The 22,691-nt window shown below is 50.9% G+C and carries 23 protein-coding genes; 13 read left to right on the top strand and 10 right to left on the bottom strand.

Features of this window, described 5'->3' with window-relative positions:
- Positions 1 to 6 precede the first annotated feature (6 nt).
- Together AAC007_RS06250 and AAC007_RS06245 are read left to right on the top strand one after the other, a co-directional pair.
- Complete coding sequence (locus AAC007_RS06250; RefSeq protein WP_339675315.1) at positions 7 to 729, top strand: acyltransferase; 723 nt, start codon at positions 7 to 9, stop codon at positions 727 to 729.
- Between the two features lie 118 nt (positions 730 to 847).
- Entirely contained in the window at positions 848 to 1,243 is a 396-nt protein-coding gene (locus AAC007_RS06245) for an MAPEG family protein (protein WP_339675313.1), read from the top strand.
- A gap of 33 nt (positions 1,244 to 1,276) precedes the next feature.
- Here the strand turns inward: AAC007_RS06245 and AAC007_RS06240 are convergent, their stop codons facing one another.
- From AAC007_RS06240 to AAC007_RS06230, 3 genes are all read right to left on the bottom strand, one after another.
- Complete coding sequence (locus AAC007_RS06240) at positions 1,277 to 2,218, bottom strand: hypothetical protein (RefSeq protein WP_339675310.1); 942 nt, start codon at positions 2,216 to 2,218, stop codon at positions 1,277 to 1,279.
- Between the two features lie 167 nt (positions 2,219 to 2,385).
- Positions 2,386 to 3,486, bottom strand: coding sequence for an MBL fold metallo-hydrolase (locus AAC007_RS06235; RefSeq protein ID WP_339675308.1), 1,101 nt, complete (start codon positions 3,484 to 3,486; stop codon positions 2,386 to 2,388).
- Between the two features lie 93 nt (positions 3,487 to 3,579).
- Positions 3,580 to 5,595 (bottom strand): NADPH-dependent 2,4-dienoyl-CoA reductase, encoded by a 2,016-nt coding sequence (locus AAC007_RS06230; RefSeq protein WP_339675305.1) that lies wholly within the window; start codon positions 5,593 to 5,595, stop codon positions 3,580 to 3,582.
- Positions 5,596 to 5,743: 148 nt separating this feature from the next.
- On the opposite strand from AAC007_RS06230, the gene AAC007_RS06225 reads away from it, so the two are divergent.
- The 4 genes from AAC007_RS06225 to AAC007_RS06210 all read left to right on the top strand — a co-directional run bounded on the left by AAC007_RS06225 (position 5,744) and on the right by AAC007_RS06210 (position 8,834).
- A complete protein-coding gene (locus tag AAC007_RS06225; protein WP_295873908.1) occupies positions 5,744 to 6,397 on the top strand; it encodes a TetR/AcrR family transcriptional regulator in 654 nt (217 codons plus the stop codon).
- 132 nt (positions 6,398 to 6,529) lie between these two features.
- The gene (locus AAC007_RS06220) at positions 6,530 to 7,480 is read left to right on the top strand and encodes an ABC transporter ATP-binding protein (protein ID WP_339675303.1); all 951 of its coding nucleotides are present in this window, start codon (positions 6,530 to 6,532) and stop codon (positions 7,478 to 7,480) included.
- Positions 7,477 to 8,238 carry an ABC transporter permease gene (locus AAC007_RS06215; RefSeq protein ID WP_339675301.1) on the top strand — a complete coding sequence of 254 codons (762 nt, stop codon included), beginning with the start codon at positions 7,477 to 7,479 and terminating at the stop codon, positions 8,236 to 8,238. The genes AAC007_RS06220 and AAC007_RS06215 overlap by 4 nt, the downstream gene beginning before the upstream one ends.
- A 5-nt stretch (positions 8,239 to 8,243) precedes the next feature.
- Positions 8,244 to 8,834 carry an HAD family hydrolase gene (locus tag AAC007_RS06210; RefSeq protein WP_339675299.1) on the top strand — a complete coding sequence of 197 codons (591 nt, stop codon included), beginning with the start codon at positions 8,244 to 8,246 and terminating at the stop codon, positions 8,832 to 8,834.
- Here the strand turns inward: AAC007_RS06210 and AAC007_RS06205 are convergent.
- Entirely contained in the window at positions 8,831 to 9,832 is a 1,002-nt protein-coding gene (locus tag AAC007_RS06205) for an NAD(P)-dependent alcohol dehydrogenase (RefSeq protein WP_339675297.1), read from the bottom strand. The two genes, AAC007_RS06210 and AAC007_RS06205, sit on opposite strands and share 4 nt — an antisense overlap.
- 184 nt (positions 9,833 to 10,016) lie before the next feature.
- Here AAC007_RS06205 and AAC007_RS06200 point away from each other — a divergent pair, with 184 nt between their 5' ends.
- The 4 genes from AAC007_RS06200 (at position 10,017) to AAC007_RS06185 (ending at position 13,344) form a co-directional block, all read left to right on the top strand.
- Positions 10,017 to 10,907, top strand: coding sequence for an acyl-CoA thioesterase domain-containing protein (locus AAC007_RS06200; protein ID WP_339675294.1), 891 nt, complete (start codon positions 10,017 to 10,019; stop codon positions 10,905 to 10,907).
- Positions 10,908 to 11,022: 115 nt separating this feature from the next.
- Positions 11,023 to 11,571 carry a 1,6-anhydro-N-acetylmuramyl-L-alanine amidase AmpD gene (ampD, locus tag AAC007_RS06195; protein WP_296434930.1) on the top strand — a complete coding sequence of 183 codons (549 nt, stop codon included), beginning with the start codon at positions 11,023 to 11,025 and terminating at the stop codon, positions 11,569 to 11,571.
- A gap of 3 nt (positions 11,572 to 11,574) precedes the next feature.
- A complete protein-coding gene (gene ampE / locus AAC007_RS06190; protein ID WP_339675291.1) occupies positions 11,575 to 12,429 on the top strand; it encodes a regulatory signaling modulator protein AmpE in 855 nt (284 codons plus the stop codon).
- A 36-nt stretch (positions 12,430 to 12,465) separates the two neighbouring features.
- Positions 12,466 to 13,344 carry an ROK family protein gene (locus tag AAC007_RS06185; protein ID WP_339675289.1) on the top strand — a complete coding sequence of 293 codons (879 nt, stop codon included), beginning with the start codon at positions 12,466 to 12,468 and terminating at the stop codon, positions 13,342 to 13,344.
- Between the two features lie 94 nt (positions 13,345 to 13,438).
- Here the strand turns inward: AAC007_RS06185 and AAC007_RS06180 are convergent, their stop codons facing one another.
- Positions 13,439 to 13,993 carry a cob(I)yrinic acid a,c-diamide adenosyltransferase gene (locus AAC007_RS06180; protein ID WP_219042514.1) on the bottom strand — a complete coding sequence of 185 codons (555 nt, stop codon included), beginning with the start codon at positions 13,991 to 13,993 and terminating at the stop codon, positions 13,439 to 13,441.
- Between the two features lie 101 nt (positions 13,994 to 14,094).
- Here AAC007_RS06180 and cobU point away from each other — a divergent pair, with 101 nt between their 5' ends.
- The 3 genes from cobU to cobC are packed head-to-tail and all read left to right on the top strand — an operon-like array spanning position 14,095 to position 16,293.
- On the top strand, positions 14,095 to 14,616 hold the full coding sequence (gene cobU / locus AAC007_RS06175) for a bifunctional adenosylcobinamide kinase/adenosylcobinamide-phosphate guanylyltransferase (protein WP_295873885.1): 522 nt from the start codon (positions 14,095 to 14,097) through the stop codon (positions 14,614 to 14,616).
- 3 nt (positions 14,617 to 14,619) lie between these two features.
- Positions 14,620 to 15,666 (top strand): nicotinate-nucleotide--dimethylbenzimidazole phosphoribosyltransferase, encoded by a 1,047-nt coding sequence (gene cobT, locus AAC007_RS06170; protein ID WP_296434938.1) that lies wholly within the window; start codon positions 14,620 to 14,622, stop codon positions 15,664 to 15,666.
- Positions 15,667 to 15,681: 15 nt separating this feature from the next.
- Positions 15,682 to 16,293 (top strand): alpha-ribazole phosphatase, encoded by a 612-nt coding sequence (gene cobC / locus AAC007_RS06165; RefSeq protein ID WP_339675286.1) that lies wholly within the window; start codon positions 15,682 to 15,684, stop codon positions 16,291 to 16,293.
- Between the two features lie 282 nt (positions 16,294 to 16,575).
- Here cobC and AAC007_RS06160 read toward each other — a convergent pair whose 3' ends face one another.
- From AAC007_RS06160 to glmM, 5 genes are all read right to left on the bottom strand, one after another.
- Positions 16,576 to 17,925 carry a sigma 54-interacting transcriptional regulator gene (locus tag AAC007_RS06160; protein WP_339675283.1) on the bottom strand — a complete coding sequence of 450 codons (1,350 nt, stop codon included), beginning with the start codon at positions 17,923 to 17,925 and terminating at the stop codon, positions 16,576 to 16,578.
- Positions 17,926 to 17,947: 22 nt separating this feature from the next.
- A complete protein-coding gene (locus tag AAC007_RS06155) occupies positions 17,948 to 18,448 on the bottom strand; it encodes a hypothetical protein (protein WP_295873879.1) in 501 nt (166 codons plus the stop codon).
- Between the two features lie 13 nt (positions 18,449 to 18,461).
- Positions 18,462 to 20,009 (bottom strand): HAMP domain-containing sensor histidine kinase, encoded by a 1,548-nt coding sequence (locus AAC007_RS06150; protein ID WP_339675281.1) that lies wholly within the window; start codon positions 20,007 to 20,009, stop codon positions 18,462 to 18,464.
- A gap of 125 nt (positions 20,010 to 20,134) precedes the next feature.
- The gene (locus AAC007_RS06145) at positions 20,135 to 21,346 is read right to left on the bottom strand and encodes a hypothetical protein (RefSeq protein WP_295873876.1); all 1,212 of its coding nucleotides are present in this window, start codon (positions 21,344 to 21,346) and stop codon (positions 20,135 to 20,137) included.
- Positions 21,336 to 22,682: a phosphoglucosamine mutase gene (gene glmM, locus AAC007_RS06140; protein ID WP_295873873.1), complete on the bottom strand. Its 1,347-nt coding sequence runs from the start codon at positions 22,680 to 22,682 to the stop codon at positions 21,336 to 21,338. Before glmM ends, AAC007_RS06145 begins: the two co-directional genes overlap by 11 nt.
- Positions 22,683 to 22,691 lie beyond the last annotated feature (9 nt).

The raw sequence follows: 22,691 nt of genomic DNA, 5'->3' as shown, positions 1-22,691 counted from the left end.
GAGCTAATGCGGCAGGACAGACGACCCTATTGGGTGAAGAAAATATATTTGCGCTTTCGCAGCTGGTATACCCAGCATTTTTTGAAGCCAGCTTGTGATTATCTTGGCGATTATCCCACTTTTATGAAGCCATGGTATATCTCCATTTCGGGACCGAATATCGAGATTGGTCGCTGCGCGACAATAGTTGGTGAACCTGACGGCCGAGTAAAAATTGGGGTGTGGGGCGCAGACGAGACAAGTGGCCGGATTAAAATTGGTGACTACGCCATGATTAGTCCGGGCACTCGTATTTCGGCCGCCAATGAAATTACTATTGGTGACAGTGTCATGATGGCAAACGGTGTCTATATTACCGATAGCGATTGGCATGAGCTGTATGATCGCGGTCGTCGCAGTGACAAAGTGACGCCGGTGCATATTGCTAACAATGTTTGGCTTGGTGATCACAGTACTGTTTTGAAGGGCGTTTCAATCGGTGAAAACAGTGTGGTAGCGGCGGGTGCGGTCGTCAGTAAAGATGTGCCGGCCAACGTCATTGTGGCTGGCAATCCCGCTGTTGTTGTGAAAGCCCTTGATCCAGAAATCGAAATGAAAACCCGCGCTGATTTTTTTGCTGATCCAGCAGGACTTGAGGTGTTTTTTGATGGCGTAGATAAAATGGTCTTACAAGAAAACGGGGTTTTAAATTGGTTGCGTACTCTAATCAAACCCAATAGCACTGATTAATCTATCGTTATAGAGAGATCACAAAATAGTTCGGCGTTTTTTTATTGGGTGCGACGATCGATTACGTATTAATAATTAGAAAAAATTATTTTAATAACATAAACCGAGGGGATGAAAAATGAGTATCGCATTTTGGTGTATTTTTGTTGCGGGTCTTATGCCAGGGCTTACCGCCTTGATTGCAAAATTAGGAAAAACGGAAATTGGTCAGTTCGACAATAATCATCCGCGGGAGTGGATGGCAAAACTAGATGGTCGACGCGCCCGTGCGGTGGCCGCGATGCAAAACGGTTTTGAAGGATTTCCCTTGTTTGCGGCGGCGGTTATTATCGCGCAATTTGGCGGTGCGGCTCAGGACAGTGTGAATCTGCTAGCGATGTCCTATATAGGTATTCGCGTCATTTTTACTATCTGCTACCTGCAAAATTGGGCGACCCTGCGCAGTTTAGTATGGTTTGCCGGTATTGGCGTGATTTTGACGCTATTTTGTATCACGCCGGCAGTGACCGCTTAGTGTGTTTTGCCGGCGCACGCTAGTGCGCCGGTATCAATGTTTGCGATTGGGATACAGCGGCGTGTCGCTAAATTCTAACATCGCGGGTTGCCCTTCCGAACCAATTATTACTTTCTTGCCATCCTGAGTAAATGTACCGGACTCAGCCTGACGCAGGCGATTATTAATTCGCGCATACGGGTTTTTATTTAGCGCGTCCAGCCAACTTTGATTTCGTTCCCGTTTGAAAAAATACGTGTTTCGCAAGGTGACTATCATGGCGATATCACCGCTGGGATTAATTTCCATCGCCGTTGGCGAGCCACCGCTAATACCGCCTTGGCGCTGCGCTTTGTGTTTTTCGATGCTTGGGATACTGCGTATCTCGCCAAGATAATTAAGGGGTATGAGCTTTCCTGATATCGCGTCTAATGAAAAGCGATACAGGCGCGGGTGCGCGTCGCGTTTGGTTAGAATGTAAACAAACCGCTCGGTGGCATCGACGGCCATTGCTTCGGCGTCGTGGGGGCCGTCTTCGTAGATCAGCGAATAACGACGTTTAATATTCGCGTGAATGATGGGTTTGCGCAGGTCTTTGGGTTCACTTACTAAATACACGTCAGCGAAGGGGCGAAGCATCATATTGTCGCCAATGTCGCCGATCAGTAGGTAGGAGCCGCTGCTGTCTTTAAAGCTGCTCATGTCCTCCCAGTCAAAGGCACTGCTGCCGTTGATCCTCAATTCGGTTTGCGTTTTGCCAGTACTATCAAACGAAAATAGGCGGCCTCTGTCACCGCTGTCATTGTGTGCCCAAAAATGATTCTTATAAATATTACTGGCGGCGACACCGCTCATTTCGGTCAGCCACTGATTATGAACCGCAAAACGTTGTCGACTCAGTGTGTCGGGCTCCGCTGCGTGCGCCGCCTGAATAAAATGCAGTACCGCGACTGCAGCGATTAGTAGCGCACGTAGTATCTGGCCGTGATGGGGCATGCATGTCCTTTTGGGTAGGGTTGCGGAATGCGGCGTGCAATTTGATAGCTAACGAGATTGTATCGCGTCGCGAGGACTTGGAGGCGTTGTTTTGCCTTTTGTTCCACCCAAATACAGTGGCTTATACTTATGAACGAGTTTTACGATCCGTTTAAATGACCTGAATATTAAGGGAGCTTTCGAGTTTCTCCTATAGACATGGTAGTGAACTCGCCTTCATTTATGCGGCCTTGTCGTTGCGCTTGCGCAATGAGTTTTACCGGTTCATCTATGGCTTCAGCGCTAAGCTGAAAGGTCCCCCAGTGCATGCCAATACTGCGTTTAGCCTGTATATCTTTGTGAATTTGAATAGCTTGCTCAGGGTCCACGTGTTGTTCTTTGAGAAAGCTACGTGGATGGTAGGCGCCAATTGGGATTAACGCTAAATCAACGCCGCCGAGGCGTTTCCCAATCTCAACAAACTGATGAGGGTTGTATCCGGTATCGCCCGCAAACCAAATACTTCGGTTGGCAATTTTCACATGCCAAGATGCCCACAAAGTGTCAAAGCGGTCGAATAAGCCGCGCCCAGACCAATGTTGTGAGGGGGTTGCGGTGACGATGACATTGGCATCTTCACGGCTTTCCCACCAATCAAATTCGTGGATGTGATCGGGTGGAATTCCCAATTTGGTAAACCAAGTGCCAAGTTTTGCGGGCACCAAATAATGGGGTGATTTCCCCAGCGCTTCTATCGTATTTGCATCAAGATGGTCATAGTGATTATGAGAGATAAGCACGTAATCGATAGCCGGTAAGTCATCGACGCCGATGGGCATAGGAACCAAACGGGGATAACCGCCAAGCGGAAGTGGTGACACGCGTGGCGATAGTATGGGGTCGGTCAGAATGGCAATGCCGCGATACTGGATTAAAAAACTCGCGTGCCCCAGCCAGGTAAGCTGAAACTCATCTGGCTCAGCTGAGCGAAGATCAGCGATGCGGTCGACGACGGGAACGCGATGGGCGTTGGCTTGGTTGTCGGCTATTTGTAGATCGGAAAAGTAGCGCAGCCGAATGATATCCCAAATGCTTTTATCAAATTCTAGCCAATAGGGGTTGTGAAATTTTTCACCATCGTAGTGGTCGCTGATTCTGGTGGCGTCGTTTGTATTACTACTTGACGATGTGCTGCTGCACGCCGTAAGACAGATAAGCACGTAGATAATTGCTAAAAAACGGTCGAGCTTGCGAAGTTGCATTGTTTGAAGTGCTGCGTCATGTGCCATGGTTTTAGTGCATAGCAAATGCCGGCCTCAGTTTAGAAACACATCTTCAATACGGTGATTGCGGGGCGGCAGATTCCATACCCCGCAATTTTTTTAGATTGCCGCGGCGAGTCGCGTGCCCTGGTCAATCGCGCGTTTGGCATCTAATTCCGTGGCCAAGTGCGCACCACCAATTAAATGGACCGGCGCGTTTAAGCCCACACTTAGCTCGGTAAGTGATTCTTGGCCCGCGCAAATAATGACATTATCGACGTCGAGAATACGTTCCTCGCTGCCGACACGGATATGTAGGCCAGCATCATCTATTTTTATATACTCGCAGCCCGGCACCATATTGACGCCTTTTTTCTGCAAGCCTGCACGGTGAATCCAGCCGGTGGTTTTGCCTAGGTCATTGCCAACCTTAGATACTTTGCGCTGTAGTAAATAAACCTCGCGCGGTGACTCACCGGGTTCGGCGGTTATACCTTCAATACCGCCGCGCGCTTGCAGGCTCATGTCCACACCCCATTCGCGCATAAAGGTGGGAATGTTGGTGCTCGAATCGCTGTTGTGAGTTAGGAATTCAGCAACGTCAAAACCGATACCACCAGCGCCAATGATGGCGACTTTTTTGCCAACGGCTTTACCGTCACGTATCACATCGAGGTAGCTCATGACTTTGGGGTGATCGATGCCGTCGATGGGCGGCGTGCGCGGCTTGATGCCGGTGGCCAATACCACCTCGTCAAAATCACCGTCATTTAATGTTTGTTGATTGACGGTGGTGCCGAGTTTAGTTTGTACGCCAGTGATCTGTAAGCGGCGGTCAAAATAGCGGATTGTTTCGTTAAACTCTTCTTTGCCTGGCACTTTCTTGGCGATATTAAACTGGCCGCCAATAGCAGTCGCCCCGTCAAATAAGGTCACCGTGTGACCCCGTTCAGCGGCGGTAGTGGCAAAGGCGAGTCCGGCGGGACCGGCGCCAACGACGGCAATATTTTTACGTTTCGTCGCTGCCGATATATTCAATTCAGTTTCATGGCAGGCGCGGGGGTTAACAAGGCAGCTGGTTAGCTGGCCGCTAAATATATGATCTAAGCAGGCTTGATTACAGCCTATGCAGGTGTTGATCTCATCCCCTCGTCCCGCAGCGGCCTTCACGATAAAGTCAGAGTCTGCAAGGAAGGGTCTTGCCATAGACACCATATCGGCATCACCGCGAGCCAGTACTTCCTCGGCAACTTCTGGGGTGTTGATACGGTTTGACGTAATAACCGGCACGCTTAAACTTGCGCGGAACTTGGCGGTTACCCACGTAAAGGCTGCGCGGGGAACCTTGGTCGCGATGGTGGGAACGCGCGCTTCGTGCCAGCCGATGCCGGTATTAATTAAGGTGGCGCCCGCTTTCTCAACGGCTTGTCCGAGGCTGAGTATTTCGTCGAAGCTACTGCCACCTTCAACCAAGTCAAGCATGGACAGGCGGTAGATAATAATAAAGTTTTCACCGGTTGCCTCGCGTACTCGGCGCACAATTTCTACCGGTAAGCGCATGCGATTCTCATAGTCGCCACCCCATTCGTCGTCGCGATGGTTGGTGCGTTTGGCTAGGAACTGATTGATGAAATAGCCTTCTGATCCCATGATTTCCACGCCGTCGTATCCCGCTTTTTGGGCGAGCACAGCCGCGAGCACAAAGTCCTGAATCTGCTCTTCAATTTGATCAACGGTCGCAGCTTCCGGAGTGAAGGCATTGATTGGCGCGCGGATTGCCGACGGTGCGATGGGATTCTCATTAAACGCATAGCGACCCGTGTGCAGAATCTGCATACAGATTTTGCCATCTTCAGCGTGAACAGCGTCAGTCACTATGCGGTGGCCGACGCAGTCTTCTTCAGTGCGGAGCATTTTGGTGTGCTCGTGTGTGGCTGCCCGCTTATTAGGGCCAAAACCGCCGGTCACAATTAGCGAAACGCCGCCGCGAGCGCGCTCGGCAAAAAAAGCCGCCATACGTTCAAAACCATTTTCCGCCTCTTCCAGGCCGGTGTGCATCGAGCCCATGATGACGCGGTTCTTGAGTACGGTGAAGCCGAGGTCTAAGGGCTTCAGCATATTGGGGTAGTTGCTCATAGTTGAATTCTCTTCGCTCTGGGTGTTGGGCTTAGTCGCGCTAGTGCTGAGATGGCATTTATCAAAAAACTCAAACTAGACGGTGTCAAGTTTGTCGAGATTACAGTTCAATATAGACAGTGTCAAGATTGCTTGGTAAATTGCGACTATGACAAGTCATCCTGAAAGCGCCTCCTGCCCAACTAGCGAAAAGCCATATCACCACGGTGATTTGCGGCGTCAAATTTTAGACGAAGCCGCTCGTCTGCTAAGAGAGGAGGGCGAGGCCGGCTTGTCTATGAGGAAATTGGCGCAAAACCTTGGTGTGTCTCGAACAGCGCCCTATCATCACTTCGCTGATAAGCAGGCCTTGCTGTGCGGCATAGCCGAAGAAGGATTTCGCCGCTTGCGCGAGGTCGTGCGCACGCCGCCTTATATCGAGGGAGCTGAGATCAGCGAGGCGGCCGTGCGCGTGTTTGTGCGGCGGTATGTGCAGTTCTCGATTGATAATGCGGAATATTATGAGCTGATGTTTGGTGCTCGCTTGTGGAAGTCACAGCAGCTAACCGAATCATTAACGGTTGAGGCCCACAATGCCTTCAAAGTCTATATCGAGCAGATTCGGGTTTGGCAGCAATCGATACGCAATCCAAATATTGATCCCCTTCGTTTTGCACAGGTCAGTTGGTCGACACTGCACGGCATGAGTCGACTCTTGATTGACGGTATTTACCTCGATGCGACCGCAATCAATGTGATGAGCGATACCGCCGCGAAAATGTTTTGGCAGCAGCTTTGCCCGCCGTCACAGGTAGTTAGCTAGTTGCTAAGGTTTGGCGATTAGTCCCTAGTTTCACCGCGCTTGTACTTGCCAAGCTTCCTCACATCGCCGACACTCGTGGGCGATTTATTTTCTCTTGCGGGCAACCATTGGCCGCTGTCTTAAGGAGTGTTCGTGTCAGCGATTATCAATGTTCAAAATTTGAGCAAGACTTACGATTCTGGATTTCAAGCACTACGCGACGTTTCACTAGAGATACAGCGCGGCGAAATTTTTGCCTTGCTCGGGCCAAATGGCGCCGGCAAAACCACCATGATCAGTATTATTTGCGGCATTGTGAACCCTAGTTCTGGCGTTATTACCGCCGACGGTCACGATATCATTCGCGATTTTCGCGCAGCGCGTAGCAAAATTGGTTTAGTGCCGCAGGAACTTTGTACAGACGGTTTTGAGAGTGTGATATCGACGGTCAATTTTAGTCGCGGATTATTTGGTCGCGCGCCGAATAAAGCATACATAGAACAAATTTTACGCCAGTTATCGCTGTGGGATAAACGCGATTCCCGCATTATGGAATTATCGGGTGGAATGAAGCGGCGGGTGATGATTGCCAAGGCCTTGTCGCATGAACCAGAAATACTATTTCTCGATGAGCCCACCGCTGGGGTAGATGTTGAGCTGCGCCGAGATATGTGGGAAATGGTTCGCGGTCTTCGCGCGCGCGGTGTCACCATTATTTTGACCACGCACTACATCGAAGAAGCGGAAGAAATGGCAGATCGCATCGGTGTTATTAGCCGTGGCGAGCTTATTCTTGTAGAAGAAAAAAGTGCCTTGATGGATAAACTGGGACAAAAACAATTGCGCCTGCAATTGCAAAAGCCGCTTCTGGCGTTACCCGCGGAATTGAAAGATTACCCCCTGTCGCTAACCGATGACGGTCTTGAGTTGATCTATCATTTTGATACCCAAGGCGATCAAACCGGTATTGCCGATCTATTTAGGCGTCTCGATGAGCACGGTATCGACTACAAAGATCTGCGCTCCAAGCAGCGCTCCCTAGAGGAAATATTTGTGAGCTTAGTAACAGAGCGAGCATCCGCAGACACGGAGGCCGCGCAATGAATTTTCATGCAATAAAGGCAATCTATAAATTTGAGTTGCATCGCACCTGGCGCACCATTATGCAAAGTATTGCATCGCCAGTGATATCAACCTCTCTGTATTTTGTGGTGTTCGGCTCCGCTATCGGCTCGCGTATGGTCGAGATCGATGGAGTGAGTTATGCGGCGTTTATCATTCCAGGTTTGGTGATGTTGGCCCTGCTGACAGAAAGTATTTCCAATGCCTCGTTTGGTATTTATTTCCCTAAATACAACGGCACTATTTATGAAATTTTGTCTGCGCCTATTTCGATGCGAGAAATTGTATTGGGCTATGTCGGCGCGGCGACCACCAAGTCGGTCATTGTCGGTAGTATTATATTGCTTACCGCAAATTTGTTTGTGGACTATCACGTTGCCCATCCATTTTGGATGGTGACGTTTTTAATTTTAACAGCGGCCACTTTTAGCTTGTTTGGCTTTATCATCGGCATTTGGGCTGATGGTTTTGAAAAACTGCAGGTAGTGCCCATGTTAATTGTCACGCCGTTGACGTTTCTCGGCGGTAGTTTTTACTCAATCAGTATGCTGCCGCCTTTGTGGCAGTCGATTACCTTAGCCAACCCAGTGGTATATTTGATCAGCGCCTTTCGCTGGAGTTTTTACGGCGTAGCTGACGTTAATGTCGGGGTTAGTGTGGCGATGATACTGGTGTTTCTCAGCCTCTGTTTGACTGGAATCTATTGGATATTCCGCACCGGCTATCGGCTTAAAAGTTAGCGGCGATGTCAAAACATATATCCGCAGTCCTGTTTGATTTAGACGGCACGCTGGTTGATTCTGGCTTAAATTTTCAAGCATTGCGCGCCAAATTGGGGTGGCCCACTAACGTAGATTTATTGGCGTATCTCGCTAATTTGGCATGCCCAAATGAGCGAGCTGCGGCAGAGCAGGTCATTCATGAATTTGAAATGGCTGGCGCAGCGAGCTCGGTGTGGATGCCTGGGGCAAAGGCTCTGCTGGAGTTATTGGTTGAGCGGGGCCTTGCAACGGGAATTGTCACGAGAAATACCCGAGCTGCTTTTGAGCTTTGCAAAAATCGTTTGGCGATTCCGGCGCTGGAGGTCATCAGTCGTGAAGATGCTCCCGCGAAACCAGACCCTGAAGGCTTATTGATGTTAGCGGCAAGGTTTTCAGTATCACCAGCGAATACCATTTACGTGGGTGATTACCTCTACGATTTACAGGCTGCGAAAGCGGCGGGGATGCGCAGTTGCTTATATGACCCCAAGGGAAGTGCGATATTTTCAGATCAGGCGGATATGACTATCCGCCATTTCGATGAGTTATCAGACCTTGTGCTTGCGGGTTATTAATACTCGATAACTATCTTGCCAAAATGCTTACCCGTTTCCTGGTAGCGAAACGCGGCCCCAAGTTGTTCTAAGCTAAAGCTGCGGTCAATAACGGGGCGAATGCCGGATATGTTAATGGATCTCACCATGGCATTTTGCATTTCGACACTGCCGACAGATAAACCGGTCATGCGCATTTGTTTGGTAAACAGTTTGGGTAACATCAATTCTGCGGTGAAACCACCGAGAATACCGATCAGTGAAATATGGCCACCGATGCGCGCCGCGTCAACGGAGTTGGCGAGGGTGGTGCCACCGCCGATATCCAATACATGGTCTACACCACCACCGGAAAGTTTGTTAATCGTCACTCCCCATTTGGGATCGGTTTTATAATTAATGACGACGTCTGCGCCCAGCGATTTAAGTTGTTCAAACTTGTCGTCGGTCGAGGTGGTAGCGTATACGTAGGCGCCCGCTGCTTTAGCTATTTGCAAAGCAAAAACCGACATGCCACCCGAGCCCTCTACCAGTACGGTGTCGCCTGCTTGTAGACCGCCTTCAACAATAAGAGCGCGCCATGCGGTTAATGCCGCGCAGGGCAGTGTAGCGGCTTCTGCGTAACTGTAATCTTTGGGAATGGCCGTAACGGAGTCTTGTGATAGGCATGATTTTTCTACGGCGCAGCCGTCGACGGTGTCGCCTAAAAGGGCTAGTGTCTTAGCTTTATTGGCGTTACCTTCTACCCAATTGGGGAAAAACGCTGACATGACTTTGTCGCCGACTTGCCACTTTGTCACGCCGTCGCCGACTGCAAGAATGTCACCAGCGCCGTCGGAAAGTGGGATGCGCCCGTCGACCACGGGCAGGCTGCCATTGGCGACAAGATAGTCATGGTAGTTTAGTGAGCTCGCTCGCCACTGAACGAGAATTTCGCCGTTGCCAGGTGCTGGATCGGCCGTTTCAGAGACAGCCAAGTTATCTAGAGAGGCTGGTTTATTTACCGTGATAACGCGCATTAATTTCTCCGAACGTATTGTTACTTAGGGCATCGCTCGATCATAACAAACTTAATGTCGCTGTGGGCGCAAGTGTAATAAACCCGTGTTCTAAAACACCAGACTGCAAAGTAGCGATGTAGCTGATGTATCCTATGATCAATTTTAAAGGCCGTGGTTCACGTATGATGTTAGAGATGGTGATATGAGTTTGCTCGAGGACTTTTGCGGGCATTTGCGAATGGAGCGCATAGCCGATAAGGAATTTATCGGCCACAGCCGTTATTCAGCGACAGAAAATCATGTTTTTGGTGGTCAGGTTATGGGGCAGGCGCTATCCGCCGCTTGCCAACTGGTTGAGGGGCGTGAGTGCCATTCCTTGAGTGCGCAGTTTTTGCGCGCGGGGAGCTTGCAAGAGCCTATTTATTACACCGTTGCGACGTTGCGAGACGGTCGTAATTTCAGTGTGAGACGAGTGTCTGCCGTGCAGTCAGGTCGAGAATTACTGACCTTGGATGCCTCTTTTCACCTCGACGCGCAGGGCTTTGATCAGCAACCGATAATGCCCGCTGTTGCTGAGCCAGAGTCACTCCCCACGATGGCGTCCTACCGTGAAAAATTCGAGCAGCTCAGCTTGAATGGTCTATACCATTTTTTGGTAACGAATAATGTTTTTGACTTCCGCTGCGTTGATCAGCCTTCTTATATAGAGCTTAATAACCGTCCAGCGGTGCAGCGTATGTGGATGAGAGCGAAGCATACCTTGCCTACTGAACAAGCCTTGCAGCGCTCGATACTGGCTTTTATCTGTGATAACAATTTTATTCGTACGGCATCACTGCCTTTTCGGGAGCAAATTTCGTCGCAGCCATCGCAAATGGCCACGCTAAATCATTCGATGTGGATACATCGCCCTGTTAATTTAAACAATTGGCATCTTTACGATACTCATAGTGTAAACAGCTTTGGCGAGCGCTCATTGGTGATTGGTCATATGTATGCGCAAAGCGGCGAGCTGGTAGCAACCATGGTGCAGGAGGGCCTGTTGCGATTGATTGATGACGACGCGGGTGCTGCATTTAGTGAGAATGCGTAATGTCACTGTGCGATTTGGTGGCGAGGTTTTGCAAGACACAATCCGGCAGGGTAATCTCAGCGTATTCATGCCATGGCGGCGGCAAACATAGTGGGGTGTTTTATGGCGGCAGCGTATGTACCTGATTGAAGCTTCGGGTTGGCTGGCTAATGCGGATAAGCACCCATCGCCAAATTATAATCAACGTCCAAATAGTGCTGAAATTAGCTTGCTAGTGATTCACAATATCAGCCTGCCTGCGGGTCACTTTGGCGGGGCTCATGTGCATGAACTATTCACTAATTGTCTAGATTGCAGTGCTCACAACAGCTTTGCCGGTCTGCAGGGATTGACGGTCTCCGCGCACTTGTTTATTGAGCGCGATGGTAAAATAAACCAGTTTGTGTCGTTTAACGATCGCGCTTGGCATGCCGGTGTGTCGCAGTTTGAAGGGCGGGATAATTGCAATGATTTCAGTATTGGTATCGAGCTGGAAGGTAGCGATGATATCCCTTACACCGATGAGCAATATCGACAGCTAATTGCGGTAACGCAAAGCCTACAAAGCTACTATCCGGCTATCCTCACAGCACGTATAGTTGGCCACTGTGATATAGCGCCGGGCCGGAAAACTGACCCTGGCTCGGCCTTTGATTGGGCCTATTATAAAAACGCATTGGGATAAATCATGGAATTCTTTGCCATTCTAATCGCTTGGGCGGCTGTGCAGTTTTGGGGTAGCGGTGGCGTTATCCAAGAAGATCAGTGGTTTACGCGCTACCGCGCAATGACATCTGACATTGTCAGCTCCACTCTTCGGTTGCTAGTGCTGGTAGCCTTGCCAGTGTTGTCGGTGTTTGCCGTGCTGTGGTTGCTCGGTCCTTTGCTGTTCGGTCTACCGGTATTTTTGCTTAGCGTCGCACTATTGCTCTACAGCTTGGGCCGTGGGGATTTTCAGATACAACTAAAGCTTTATCTGAATAGCTGGCAGCGCGGAGACTTAGAAGGCGCCTACCAGCATGGTCGTGGTTTTAGCACAGAGCTGTGCGAAACCGGTGCGGAGGATGCGCTGCAGCTGCATTTAAGTGTGCGTAAAGCGATGTTCTATCAAGGCTTCGAGCGCTGGTTTGCGGTGGTATTTTGGTTTGTTTTGGCAGGTCCGGCGGCGGCGTTGGCGTACCGCCTACTGTTTCTGTTGGCGAATGATGATCAGCTAAGGCAGGAAGATCGCGATCGGGCGGCGGTTGCCTTATTTTATTTGGAATGGCTGCCGGTTCGCTTACTGGGTTTTGCCTTTGCCATTATTGGTAACTTTGATACGTGTATATCCGCGTGGCGCGAGCATGTTGAAAGCCAACAGCCCTCTGCGGAAATTCTTGATGACGTCGGCATGAAAGCACTGCCGGTCTATTTGCCGGAAGGACAGGTAGACGGCGAGCAATTTGTAAAATTAGCGACGGAAGAATTATTAGCGGTGCAGCATTTGTTATCACGTAGCTTGCTAGTGTGGGTTTGTGTGGTAGCGGTAGTGCAATTGATTTAGGGATGAGTCCCTTACTTATTATTTGAGGAATGCGGTTTGCGAATAGGCGTTGATCTTGGCGGAACAAAAATAGAAGGCGTACTACTAGATGATAATGGCCATCAGATCGCGCGCGAGCGGGTCGCTACCCCTGCACATAGTTATGAGCAGGTCGTTGAGTCTATTGCCGAATTGGTTGAGGGCTTGCAGCGCAAAGCAGGCGGTCGAGCCACCGTTGGCTTGGGTGGGCCGGGCGCGGTGTCTGCCCTCACCGGCTTAATTAAAAATAGTAATACCCTCGCCATAAGCGGTCGTGCGCTGCCAGCCGATTTGGGCAAACGACTTGGCTGCGAAGTGCGCTTTAGTAACGACGCCAATTGCTTTGCCTTGTCGGAGGCGGTTGACGGTGCTGGCGCAGAATACCTTTCCGTGTTTGGCGTTATTATTGGCACTGGCACCGGTGGCGGCGTTGTCATTGATAAAAAAGTGCTGGCTGGTGTGAACAGTATTGCTGGCGAGTGGGGTCACAACCCGATGCCCGGTGTGAGCGAAGAGCGTCTTTGTTACTGTGGTCGCATAAACTGTATAGAAACTTATCTGTGTGGTGCTGGTTTGGCGAAGAGCTATCTTGTTGCGGGCGGGGAGGCGATTAAGGCGCCTGAGATTGCCCGTCGTGCGGCCGCTGGAGAGGGCTTGGCAGAAACCGTGCTCGACACTTATTGTCGGCAGTTAGCTCAGGCACTCGCCGGGGTTATTAATTTGTTAGACCCTGCGGCCATTGTGCTGGGTGGCGGGGTCTCTAATATCGATATTATTTATCAGAAAGTACCGCAGTATTGGCAGGGCTTTGTTTTTAGCGACCGTTGTGAAACCCAGTTGCTAAAAGCAAAATACGGAGATAGTAGCGGTGTTAGGGGCGCAGCGTGGCTTTGGTAATTATTTATTGGGGTAATTATTGCGTGAAGTGATGAATAGCTTCCCGTTTTTGTCGATGTCGCGACAAAAACGGGAAGGTCGATATTTGACTGGCCTAACGCTTATCCGCTTGCAGCCACAGCACTTCCTGCCCGCCATTGCGACGTGCCAGCAGTCTGGCCATCACGAATAAAAAATCAGACAGCCGGTTTAAGTATTGGCGGCCCGTAGCATTAACCTCATCGGTTTTATTCAGCGCGACCAAGCAGCGCTCGGCGCGACGGCAGACAGATCTAGCCATATGGCAGAGCGCTGCAGTTTTGCTGCCACCGGGAAGTATAAAATTTTTGAGTGGCGGTAGGTCTTCATTCAACTCGTCTAAACTCGTCTCAAGCTCGCCAATACGCTCGGCGCTAATCATGGTGTATCCAGGTACCGCTAGCTCGCCGCCCAGATCAAATAAATCGTGTTGGATACGTGCGAGAAGTGCCATATAGGCATCGTCGCTGGGGAGTTCGGCCATTAAAAGCCCGATCACGGAGTTAAGCTCATCGACTGTGCCGATACTTTCCATGCGGTGGTGATCTTTATCGATACGCGAGCCATCGCCGAGTCCGGTGGTACCGTCATCGCCGGTGCGAGTATAAATCTTCGATAATCGATGTCCCATATTTCCCTCTGTTGCGACCAGTCTTGTAGAATAAGCCGTTTACTATACGTCAGATCACCTTTTGGTGGCAGTATTGGCGGCCATATAGCGGGGGCATTGCGGTGTTGGAACTGTATATTGGTGGCGCGCGGTCGGGTAAAAGTCGCTTGGCGGAGCAACGCATAAGTGGTGGTGCAGACGATGCTCAGCGTATCTACATCGCAACTGCCACGGCCGGCGATGAGGAAATGACAGCGCGAATTGCTCACCATCAGTATCAGCGACGCAACGATGGCTGGCAGACGATTGAAGCGCCCGAGGAGCTTGCGGCGGCAATCCGGCGTCACGCGACGCCAAGTACCGCTATTCTAGTTGATTGCTTAACGCTTTGGTTGAGCAACTGGCTAATGAAAGATGATCTGAAGAGTTGGCAAACTGAGCGCGATGAGTTTTATCAGGTTTTACGTCGCGCAGAGGGCCGCATAGTATTGGTTAGCAACGAGGTAGGGCAGGGTATCGTGCCACTGGGCACATTGAGTCGGCAGTTTGTCGATGAATCGGGGCGCTTGCATCAGGACTTGGCCGCGATGGCAGATCGAGTTGTGTTGGTAACGGCGGGTTTAGAGCAGGTTCTGAAGGGATAAAATATGTCACATTGGTATGAGGAGTCGGCGCCTGAAGCTGACGAAGAATTTCGCGCTTCGGCGCAAGCGCGCCAAGCGAGCTTAACGAAACCGATAGGTGCATTGGGAAGATTGGAAGACGTCGCTATTCAACTGTCGTCTATTCAGCGCACCTTGGAGCCCCACGTAAACAAGGCGTTAATTGCCGTATTTGCCGGAGACCACGGCGTGACTACCGAGGACGTATCTGCCTATCCGCAATCGGTTACCTCTGAAATGGTACGCAACTTTGCCAGCGGTGGTGCCGCGATTAGTGTACTTGCCAAGGCGTTGGGTGCTGATTTTAAAGTCATAAATGTAGGTACTGTGTACGCACTGGAAGACTTGCCGAATGTCCTGGATATGCGCGTTGGGGCAGGCACCCAAAATATGTGTGTCACCGAAGCCATGACCATGGAACAGTGTGAAGAAGCCATGGCGGTCGGCCGCGATATTATCGATCAAGCTGGCGATATCGATATTTTTATCGGTGGTGAGATGGGGATTGGCAACAGCACGTCGGCAGCGGCTTTGGCGGTTGCGCACACGCGATTATCAGCGACGGCAATGGTCGGTCGCGGCACCGGAATAAGCGACCAAATGTTGGCTAAAAAATCGGCGGTGGTAACCCGCGCCATGTCACGCCATTTGCCCCATATGAAAAATGGCATGGAAGTATTGCGTCGTATCGGTGGCTATGAAATTAGCGCCTTGGCCGGTGCATATATTCACGCCGCGCAAAAGGGCATCGCAGTCTTGGTCGACGGTTATATTTGCACGGCGGCGGCCATGTCGGCAGTGCGTATTAATCCTTCAATTCGGCCTTGGTTGTTTTTCTCCCACTGCTCAGCGGAGCCAGGACACAGCCGCCTTTTAAATAAAATGGAAGCAGAGCCGCTGTTGCAATTAGACATGCGCCTTGGTGAAGGCAGTGGCGCCGCTTTGGCCTTACCGATTATGCAAGCGGCCTGTCGACTGCAAATTGAAATGGCGAGTTTTGAACAAGCCGGTGTGAGTCGTGGCAATAATTAATTTGGGACTATCGCAATGGCTAAGGTAACCACAACACGTATCGATCTGCTTCGCCACGGCGCCTGCGAGGGTGGCGAAATTTTTCGGGGTAGCACCGACGTGGCACTGAGCGAACTTGGCTGGCAGCAAATGCGAGATAAAGTGGTGAGCATGGGTGACACCCGCTGGGACAATATTTTAAGTTCACCACTTAAGCGCTGCCACCGCTTTGCGGAAATGCTGGCAACAGAGCGCGATACACCAATGACCGTGCGCGACGAACTTCGCGAAATGCACTTTGGCGACTGGGAAGGTTTAGCGCACGACGTAGCTCGCCAACGGTTCCCCCAGGAGTGGGCAGATTTTTGGGAATCACCGGCTGAGGCAAGCCCACCTAACGGTGAACCTATGCCTGATTTTTGTCAACGCATCACAGCCGAGTTAGATGCCATTGCAGAGCATCACCAAGGCCAATCTTTGTTACTGGTTGCGCACGGCGCTGTTATACGCGTCATGATTTGCCATTGGTTGGGCATGCCGATGGGTGCGATGACACGATTGGGTGTTCCCTATGCAGGACTCACACGCTTTACGGTGTATCACCAAGAAGGTAAAACACCGTGGGTGCAGTTGGGTAGTCACTACTAAAGAAAAACTTGCAGCTGCGTTGTTTTTGGCGCTGTGAATTATCGCAGTTAACAGGTTTTTCTGTTTTCTAACTATTCTAAAATCGCACTAAGTTGTTTGCTTAGTTTGGCGTGAGAAGTTTAAGTAAACGCGCCTAGCTCACCCAGTATCGCCAAATTAATAAGCGTAATTTTTGCCGAGCGCAGATCTCTGGCGGTGCTGTTTTCCTAGCGGTATTGGCATTCTAATGGATACTTAGCGCGTGATCTTTGTGCGCTGCAAACTAGTCCGCAAAAACCTAAGTTAGCCCAAACTGATGCGTTGTCGAAAGAGATGGGGCTCTAAGTGATGGCGGCGAAGTAATCGATAAAATTCTGTGCGATTGCGTTTTGCCATGTGGGCGGCCTGCGTCACATTGCCACTGGTGATGCGCAAAATTTCTGTGAGGTACTCGCGCTCGAAGTATTCTCGGGCTTCCATAAACGAGCGAATGTCGCCGAAATCCTCTTTGAGCGCGCGTTTAACCAAGCTAGCTGGAATGATTTCTGTGTGCGACAGCACGAGGGTCTGCTCAACGACGTTGCGCAATTGGCGGATATTTCCGGGCCACGATGCGGAGGCTAGTATCCCCATGGCGTCAGTGGAAAAGTGTTTGCGGGCGCGATGTTTCGGCGTTAGCTGCTCGATAAAATGCTGTGCCAGTAGCGGTATATCGTCGCGACGCTCACGCAAAGGTGGCAACTCCAGTTGTACAACATTTAGGCGGTAGTAAAGGTCTTCGCGAAACTGTTTGTCGACAATGGATTGTTTCAGGTCGCGGTGGGTGGCCGAGACTACCCTTACATTTACAGAACGGCTCTGCGTAGACCCAACCGGTCGGACTTCTTTTTCTTGCAATACCCGCAGTAGTTTGACCTGAAACTGCAGAGGCATATCGCCAATTTCGTCTAGGAATAGAGTGCCATCTTCAGCTGCTTGAATCAGCCCTTCGTGTTCGTGGGTGGCGCCGGTGAAGGCGCCTTTGCGGTGGCCGAAAAGTTCTGATTCCAACAGCTCAGCGGGTACCGAGCCGCAATTTAAGGCAATAAAAGGGAAATCCTTGCGATCACTGGCCTGATGAATCGCCTTGGCCAGTAGTTCTTTGCCGGTGCCGCTCTCGCTTTGAATAAGGATGCTGGCGTCACTCCTTGCAACGAGCTCAGTCTGCTTTAGCGTTTCAAGGACGGCGCGATTTTGGGTGACGATCTCGTGGCCAAATGAAAGCTCGTTTCCCTCGTTTTGCTGTGGCGAGCCGGAGGTTGCGAGCGCACTGTCTATGTCGGCTAGCAGCTCAGCGCTGTCAAAGGGCTTGGTAAGGTAGCTAAACGCACCTTGTTTGGTCGCTTCGACGGCGTGGGAAATTGTGCCGTGGGCGGTGATAATGATGATGGGAAGGGTGGGTTGATTAAACTTTAGTTTTTCGAACAGTGTCATTCCGTCCATGTTCGCCATACGCAAATCGGTAATGACTAACTGTGGCTGGAAGGTGGGCGCGTAGGCTAGTGCGTGCTCGCCACTTTCGGCACTTTCAATTTCGTGACCAGCAGCTTGTAGCCGCTTAGTTAGCAAGGTCCGAATGTCCTCGTTGTCGTCAACTATCATTATTCGTGCCACGGTAATCCTCCAATAGAAGCGGTTAGCGCTGGTTGGCACCGTTAGTGTTGCCGAACCGGTTCTCAATAAACAACAGCTTTTCCAGCTTTTGTTCGAGCTCGTGATGGTCTGCAACCAGCTGCTTTCTAGCGGCGATGGTATTCAACAGGAGTTGGCCTAAATCGTAGTAGGCTTCGTTTTGATATACGAAACTGTTGACGCCAGCTGTGGAGCGATTGCGCATGAGTTTTCGCAAAAGTGCCTCTGCACTGTTTTGCTTTGCCATATCGGTCGTCGATTGCATTAGGGCCAAGGCCAGACGCAAGGTGTTGTAATTATCGTCTTGATTTCGATATTCCGCTGTCGCCGCACTCTGCTCTTTGCCTAGCTGGCCAGGACCGAGCTCGCCGAGGTGGCGAGCGTAAGCGAGCAAGCCCGATTCCGAGCGGCTAAAGTATTTAGCACTGGTGCTTTTGGTGCCGTTGTTCAGCGCGATTGTGCTGCAGGCTGATAGGCCGCCCATCATCAAAATAAAAAGCACCAATAGTTTGGCACCCTTAGGGTGCCGCGGCCTCCATTGGTAGGGTAAGCCGAAAAAGTGCCCCAATCTGACTTTCCGCAACTTCAATATCTCCTCCGTGGGATTTGGCATAAAGTTTTGCAATCGAGAGGCCCAGTCCGCTGCCCTCCTCGGAAGGTCGGTGTGGGACGCTAATTTTATAGAAGGCATCGAAAATACGGTCGTGCTCGTGTACAGCAATACCTGGACCTTCATTTTCCACTTCGACAACGGCGTTATTGCGATCTTTATATGCCTTTATCGAAATGCCTCCTCCCGGCGTGGTAAATTTCACCGCGTTGGAGATCAAATTGTCTAATACGGTATTGATCTGCGTTGTGTCTTCAAAAATTACCAGCGGTTCCAGTTCTGTTGTGACACGCAATGCTTTGGCACGAATCTGTAGTGTATGTTCCGTAGTGATCGCAAAAATTTGCTCGTCGAGTCGAGCTCGCTGCTGATGTTTTGGTTGAAATGGCTGCATATTTGCGCTGAATTCCAGCAAACCTTCGATCTGTCGCTGCAAATGCCCACAATTTCGTTGCAAGATCTCAATTATTTCTCGCTGCTCTTTGTTTAGCACCCCGGCAACATCATCAGATAGCAGGCAGGCGCCTTCGCGGATACTCGACAGCGGAGTTTTTAGCTCATGAGACACGTGCTGGAGAAAATGCTGCTTCTGGGATTCTAAGAGGTTTAACTGTTCCCGCAGCCATTCTAAACGAGCGCCTAACTCGCGAATGTCGCGTGGGCCTTTAAGACTAATCTTTTGTTTGAGATTACCGACCCCAAGCTGGTGGATACTGCGATCGAGTGCTCTGGCGTAATTAAAAATGCGTGGTATTACCATCAGTGCGAGAAACAGTGCGACCACAATGGCGGCAGCGGCCTCCACGAGCAATGCTGCTCGCGCTGTTGCGCCGGCTTGTTTCATTGCATTCACTTTGGTTTCGACGGTCATACTGCTGGTTTGAATCAGGGTGTCTGTGATTTTGCGCAGATCAGTGAAATTTTCGATGGCAGCGCTAGTCTCCGGAGATCCCGCTGGCAGACCGGATAGCGCGCTGTGAATACTTTGCTCTTTGTTCAATAAGTAGCTAATCGGGGATATTTGACCGGTCTCGATGTCGAGCTTATACAGCTGTTTAATGGTGTAAATCAGTTCCGCTCTGAGGCGTTCATAGGTTGCCAGCAAGCGCTCGTCGCCCATCACTTGATAAACGCGGGCGCTGCGCTCCATATCACGCAAGGTGTTTGCTAAGGTCAGGCTGTGCCGGACACCTTCGGTAGACAGCAGAATTGCCTTCTGACTCTCTTTCATGGCGTTGTCCACATACACAGACGCTACGATCAGTGCCAGTACCAGCGGCATAACAATAACAGCAAAGCTGAGGCCCACCTGCTGAGCAACAGTGCGAGGCACCAGAAAGCGGAGGTTTTTGACATTGAGCTTTCTGCGAAAAGCTATCAAGGACCGCTTTAGTGCCCACGAGCGGCGCTTTTTAGACCCTTTTTGACTTTTTTCTGGAGGGTGAAAATTAATCATTGATCGATGCGCCCCGTCGCTCTCTTGCCCCATTATTCGCGTAATCACTCACGGGGCCTTATCACCGAGTACCTTAATCGACACCGAAATTGATAAAACGATCCAAGCGGCCGTGGTGGCGTGTTTCAGAGGTTTTGTTGTAAGTAATGAATGACATCGGCAGGCGGCGATGCGGGCGAGAATTGGGCGCCGCCGTGGACAATCGCCTGACTCCACGCCCATATTGCGGTGCCTAAGTAGTAGAGTTGACCGCGCGCACCGCTGTTATTGATCGCCTCGATCGCCGCATTCAGGTAGTCAAGCTGCGATATCGACTCAGTTGCTACCTGGCGACATGCTTTGCCGTTACACCCAGCGAACTCGTGTACTGAAGCCGCTGCCGGAACGCCAAATTTGTAGTACACCTGCGCTTCATTGGCCCATTGCGCCAGTTGCGCAGTTTGGGTCTGAACTTGTTGGCGGTAGTTCGCGACACCGGTCTGCTGTCCCAGTGGTGTTGCAGCCAGATCGTACAGCGGGGCGATCATATAGGCGTTGCCCTGAGTGTGCATAATGTCTTGCAGGTTCTCTGCGCCAGGGGTGCCGGGTTGAAGGTGCCGGGCAGCGGCAAATACCGAGAAATAGCGGCCGGTCGGGTGATCTTCATTGGCGCAGTCTTTGCCAGCGTCAGTAGCCGCTGCGAAATTATTTGCGATGCGCTTGTAAAAAAAGTACTGGCCGTTTTGCTTGTTTACATTGAAGGGCTCCAGGTCAAACTGTACGCCGTCGATATCCGGGTCGCTGCACACGCGCTCGGTGATTTTGTCGGCAAATGCCTCGGCAGCACTTTGGGACAGTTCGTTAAATCCGCGCAGGCTCCCGGCGTAGTGGGCGTTAACGACTCCGTCAATCACCGCTTCGACGGTGGTGGGGTGCTGTTCACTGGCGTCAATATCCTGATGATATCGGCTTAGGGTTTCGCTGCGTGGCGCACCTGGTTTACGCTCGCCAGCGCCGCTGGCTTCGCTGAGAATCATTTTCGAGATCGGGCAATATGCAGTCCCTTGGCCGGGGCAATACAATTCCATGCTGCCAAAATAGCTGTAGATACTGCTTATTTTGCTATCGCTCTTGGCTAGGCTGTTATAGTCGTTGATATCTTTTGCGAACAGTCCCGGCTTGAATGTTCGCTCTTTGCCGGGACGATTCAGAACATCGTAAACCCAAGCCGAATTGGCTTTTGGCGGGCTCGCGGTTGCTACCTGACAGGCGCCAGCACTGACTAATAGTGCGGCTCCGATGGCGGAACGAACGAGTGTGCGGCGGCGCACGTCGTTAGAAGATATGTTAGGCAACATTTTGTACCGCACCTGCAATTTCATCGGCCCAAAATTTTGACAGCTCCGCGCTTTGGGCCTCGACCATTACCCTAATAAGCGGTTCGGTGCCCGATGCTCTTAACAGCACACGCCCCATTGGTGTATCGGTATGCGTCGCTAAGGCACCTTCGGCTTTTTTAACGGCGTCCGTCACCGCTGCGTGATCAAGCGCTGATATTGTTTTGTTAATCACGCCGACATTGAGTAGCGTTTGCGGGAAAGCGGTCCATTCGGAACACAGCTCGTGCAAGCTCTTTTCCTGCCCCACTACTGCCTCAAGAACTTGTAGTGCAGCGATGATACCGTCGCCGGTCGATATTTTGTCTCTGCATATAATATGGCCTGACGGCTCGCCGCCGAGCTGCCACTCTCTCGCTTTCATTTTCTCCATCACATAGCGGTCACCCACCTTGGCGCGGCAAAAGGGGATGCCAATGTCGGAGAAGGCTTTTTCCAAGCCAATATTGCTCATGTAGGTGCCAACAACCCCACCGCTCATCAGATCTCGCGACGCCTTATGTTTTGCGATCACGTATAACAAGTGGTCGCCGTCGCGCACCGCGCCAGTATGATCAACAAAAATAATACGATCACCATCCCCATCGACCGCGAGCCCGAGGTCGGCGCCTTCCGCGAGCACGGTATCGGCAAGTTGAGTGACATCGGTTGCACCGCAGCGCTCATTGATGTTCAGTCCGTTGGGGTCGACGCCAATTGTCGTAACACTTGCGCCTAGTTCACTAATCACCGCGGGCAGAGATTTATAGGCGGCGCCATGCGCGGCATCAACAACTATTTTAAGGCCCGATAGCGTTAGATTATTTCCAAAGGTGGATTTGCAAAATTCGATATAGCGCCCCGTTGCGTCATCCATACGATAAGCTTTACCTAGTTTTTCTGGTGCGACGCCGGTTACTGTTTTGCCAAGCATCTCTTCGATTTCGGCTTGCACCGCGTCTGAAAGTTTTTCACCTTTAGCACAAAAAAACTTAATGCCATTATCGTAATAGGGATTGTGAGACGCGCTAATGACCACGCCGGCCGATGCGCGGTAGGTATTTGTTAAATAGGCGATAGCTGGTGTTGGCAGCGGGCCGGTTAGTAAGACATCTACTCCCGCTGCAGATAAGCCCGCCTGAATCGCCGATTCGAGCATATAACCGGAGTTGCGAGTATCTTTTCCCACCACTACTCGCTTGGCTCCGTTTTTAGATAAGACGCAACCTGCCGCCCACCCCAAATGCAATGCAAAATCTGGCGTGATCGGATACTCCCCAACTTTGCCACGCACGCCATCTGTTCCAAATATTGCCATCGTTGTCAC

The sequence above is a fragment of the uncultured Zhongshania sp. genome (assembly GCF_963975605.1).
Lineage (GTDB): Bacteria > Pseudomonadota > Gammaproteobacteria > Pseudomonadales > Spongiibacteraceae > Spongiibacter > Spongiibacter aquimaris.
This window is presented reverse-complemented; position numbering and strand designations above follow the sequence as displayed.

Excerpts from the sequence above, each read along its gene's own strand:
- AAC007_RS06250 (WP_339675315.1), top strand. The coding sequence starts at position 7 with ATGCGGCAGGACAGACGACCCTATTGGGTGAAGAAAATATATTTGCGC.
- AAC007_RS06245 (WP_339675313.1), top strand. The coding sequence starts at position 848 with ATGAGTATCGCATTTTGGTGTATTTTTGTTGCGGGTCTTATGCCAGGG.
- AAC007_RS06240 (WP_339675310.1), bottom strand. The coding sequence starts at position 2,218 with ATGCCCCATCACGGCCAGATACTACGTGCGCTACTAATCGCTGCAGTC.
- AAC007_RS06235 (WP_339675308.1), bottom strand. The coding sequence starts at position 3,486 with ATGGCACATGACGCAGCACTTCAAACAATGCAACTTCGCAAGCTCGAC.
- AAC007_RS06230 (WP_339675305.1), bottom strand. The coding sequence starts at position 5,595 with ATGAGCAACTACCCCAATATGCTGAAGCCCTTAGACCTCGGCTTCACC.
- AAC007_RS06225 (WP_295873908.1), top strand. The coding sequence starts at position 5,744 with ATGACAAGTCATCCTGAAAGCGCCTCCTGCCCAACTAGCGAAAAGCCA.
- AAC007_RS06215 (WP_339675301.1), top strand. The coding sequence starts at position 7,477 with ATGAATTTTCATGCAATAAAGGCAATCTATAAATTTGAGTTGCATCGC.
- AAC007_RS06210 (WP_339675299.1), top strand. The coding sequence starts at position 8,244 with ATGTCAAAACATATATCCGCAGTCCTGTTTGATTTAGACGGCACGCTG.
- AAC007_RS06205 (WP_339675297.1), bottom strand. The coding sequence starts at position 9,832 with ATGCGCGTTATCACGGTAAATAAACCAGCCTCTCTAGATAACTTGGCT.
- AAC007_RS06200 (WP_339675294.1), top strand. The coding sequence starts at position 10,017 with ATGAGTTTGCTCGAGGACTTTTGCGGGCATTTGCGAATGGAGCGCATA.
- ampD (WP_296434930.1), top strand. The coding sequence starts at position 11,023 with ATGTACCTGATTGAAGCTTCGGGTTGGCTGGCTAATGCGGATAAGCAC.
- ampE (WP_339675291.1), top strand. The coding sequence starts at position 11,575 with ATGGAATTCTTTGCCATTCTAATCGCTTGGGCGGCTGTGCAGTTTTGG.
- AAC007_RS06180 (WP_219042514.1), bottom strand. The coding sequence starts at position 13,993 with ATGGGACATCGATTATCGAAGATTTATACTCGCACCGGCGATGACGGT.
- cobT (WP_296434938.1), top strand. The coding sequence starts at position 14,620 with ATGTCACATTGGTATGAGGAGTCGGCGCCTGAAGCTGACGAAGAATTT.
- cobC (WP_339675286.1), top strand. The coding sequence starts at position 15,682 with ATGGCTAAGGTAACCACAACACGTATCGATCTGCTTCGCCACGGCGCC.
- AAC007_RS06150 (WP_339675281.1), bottom strand. The coding sequence starts at position 20,009 with ATGATTAATTTTCACCCTCCAGAAAAAAGTCAAAAAGGGTCTAAAAAG.
- AAC007_RS06145 (WP_295873876.1), bottom strand. The coding sequence starts at position 21,346 with ATGTTGCCTAACATATCTTCTAACGACGTGCGCCGCCGCACACTCGTT.
- glmM (WP_295873873.1), bottom strand. The coding sequence starts at position 22,682 with ATGGCAATATTTGGAACAGATGGCGTGCGTGGCAAAGTTGGGGAGTAT.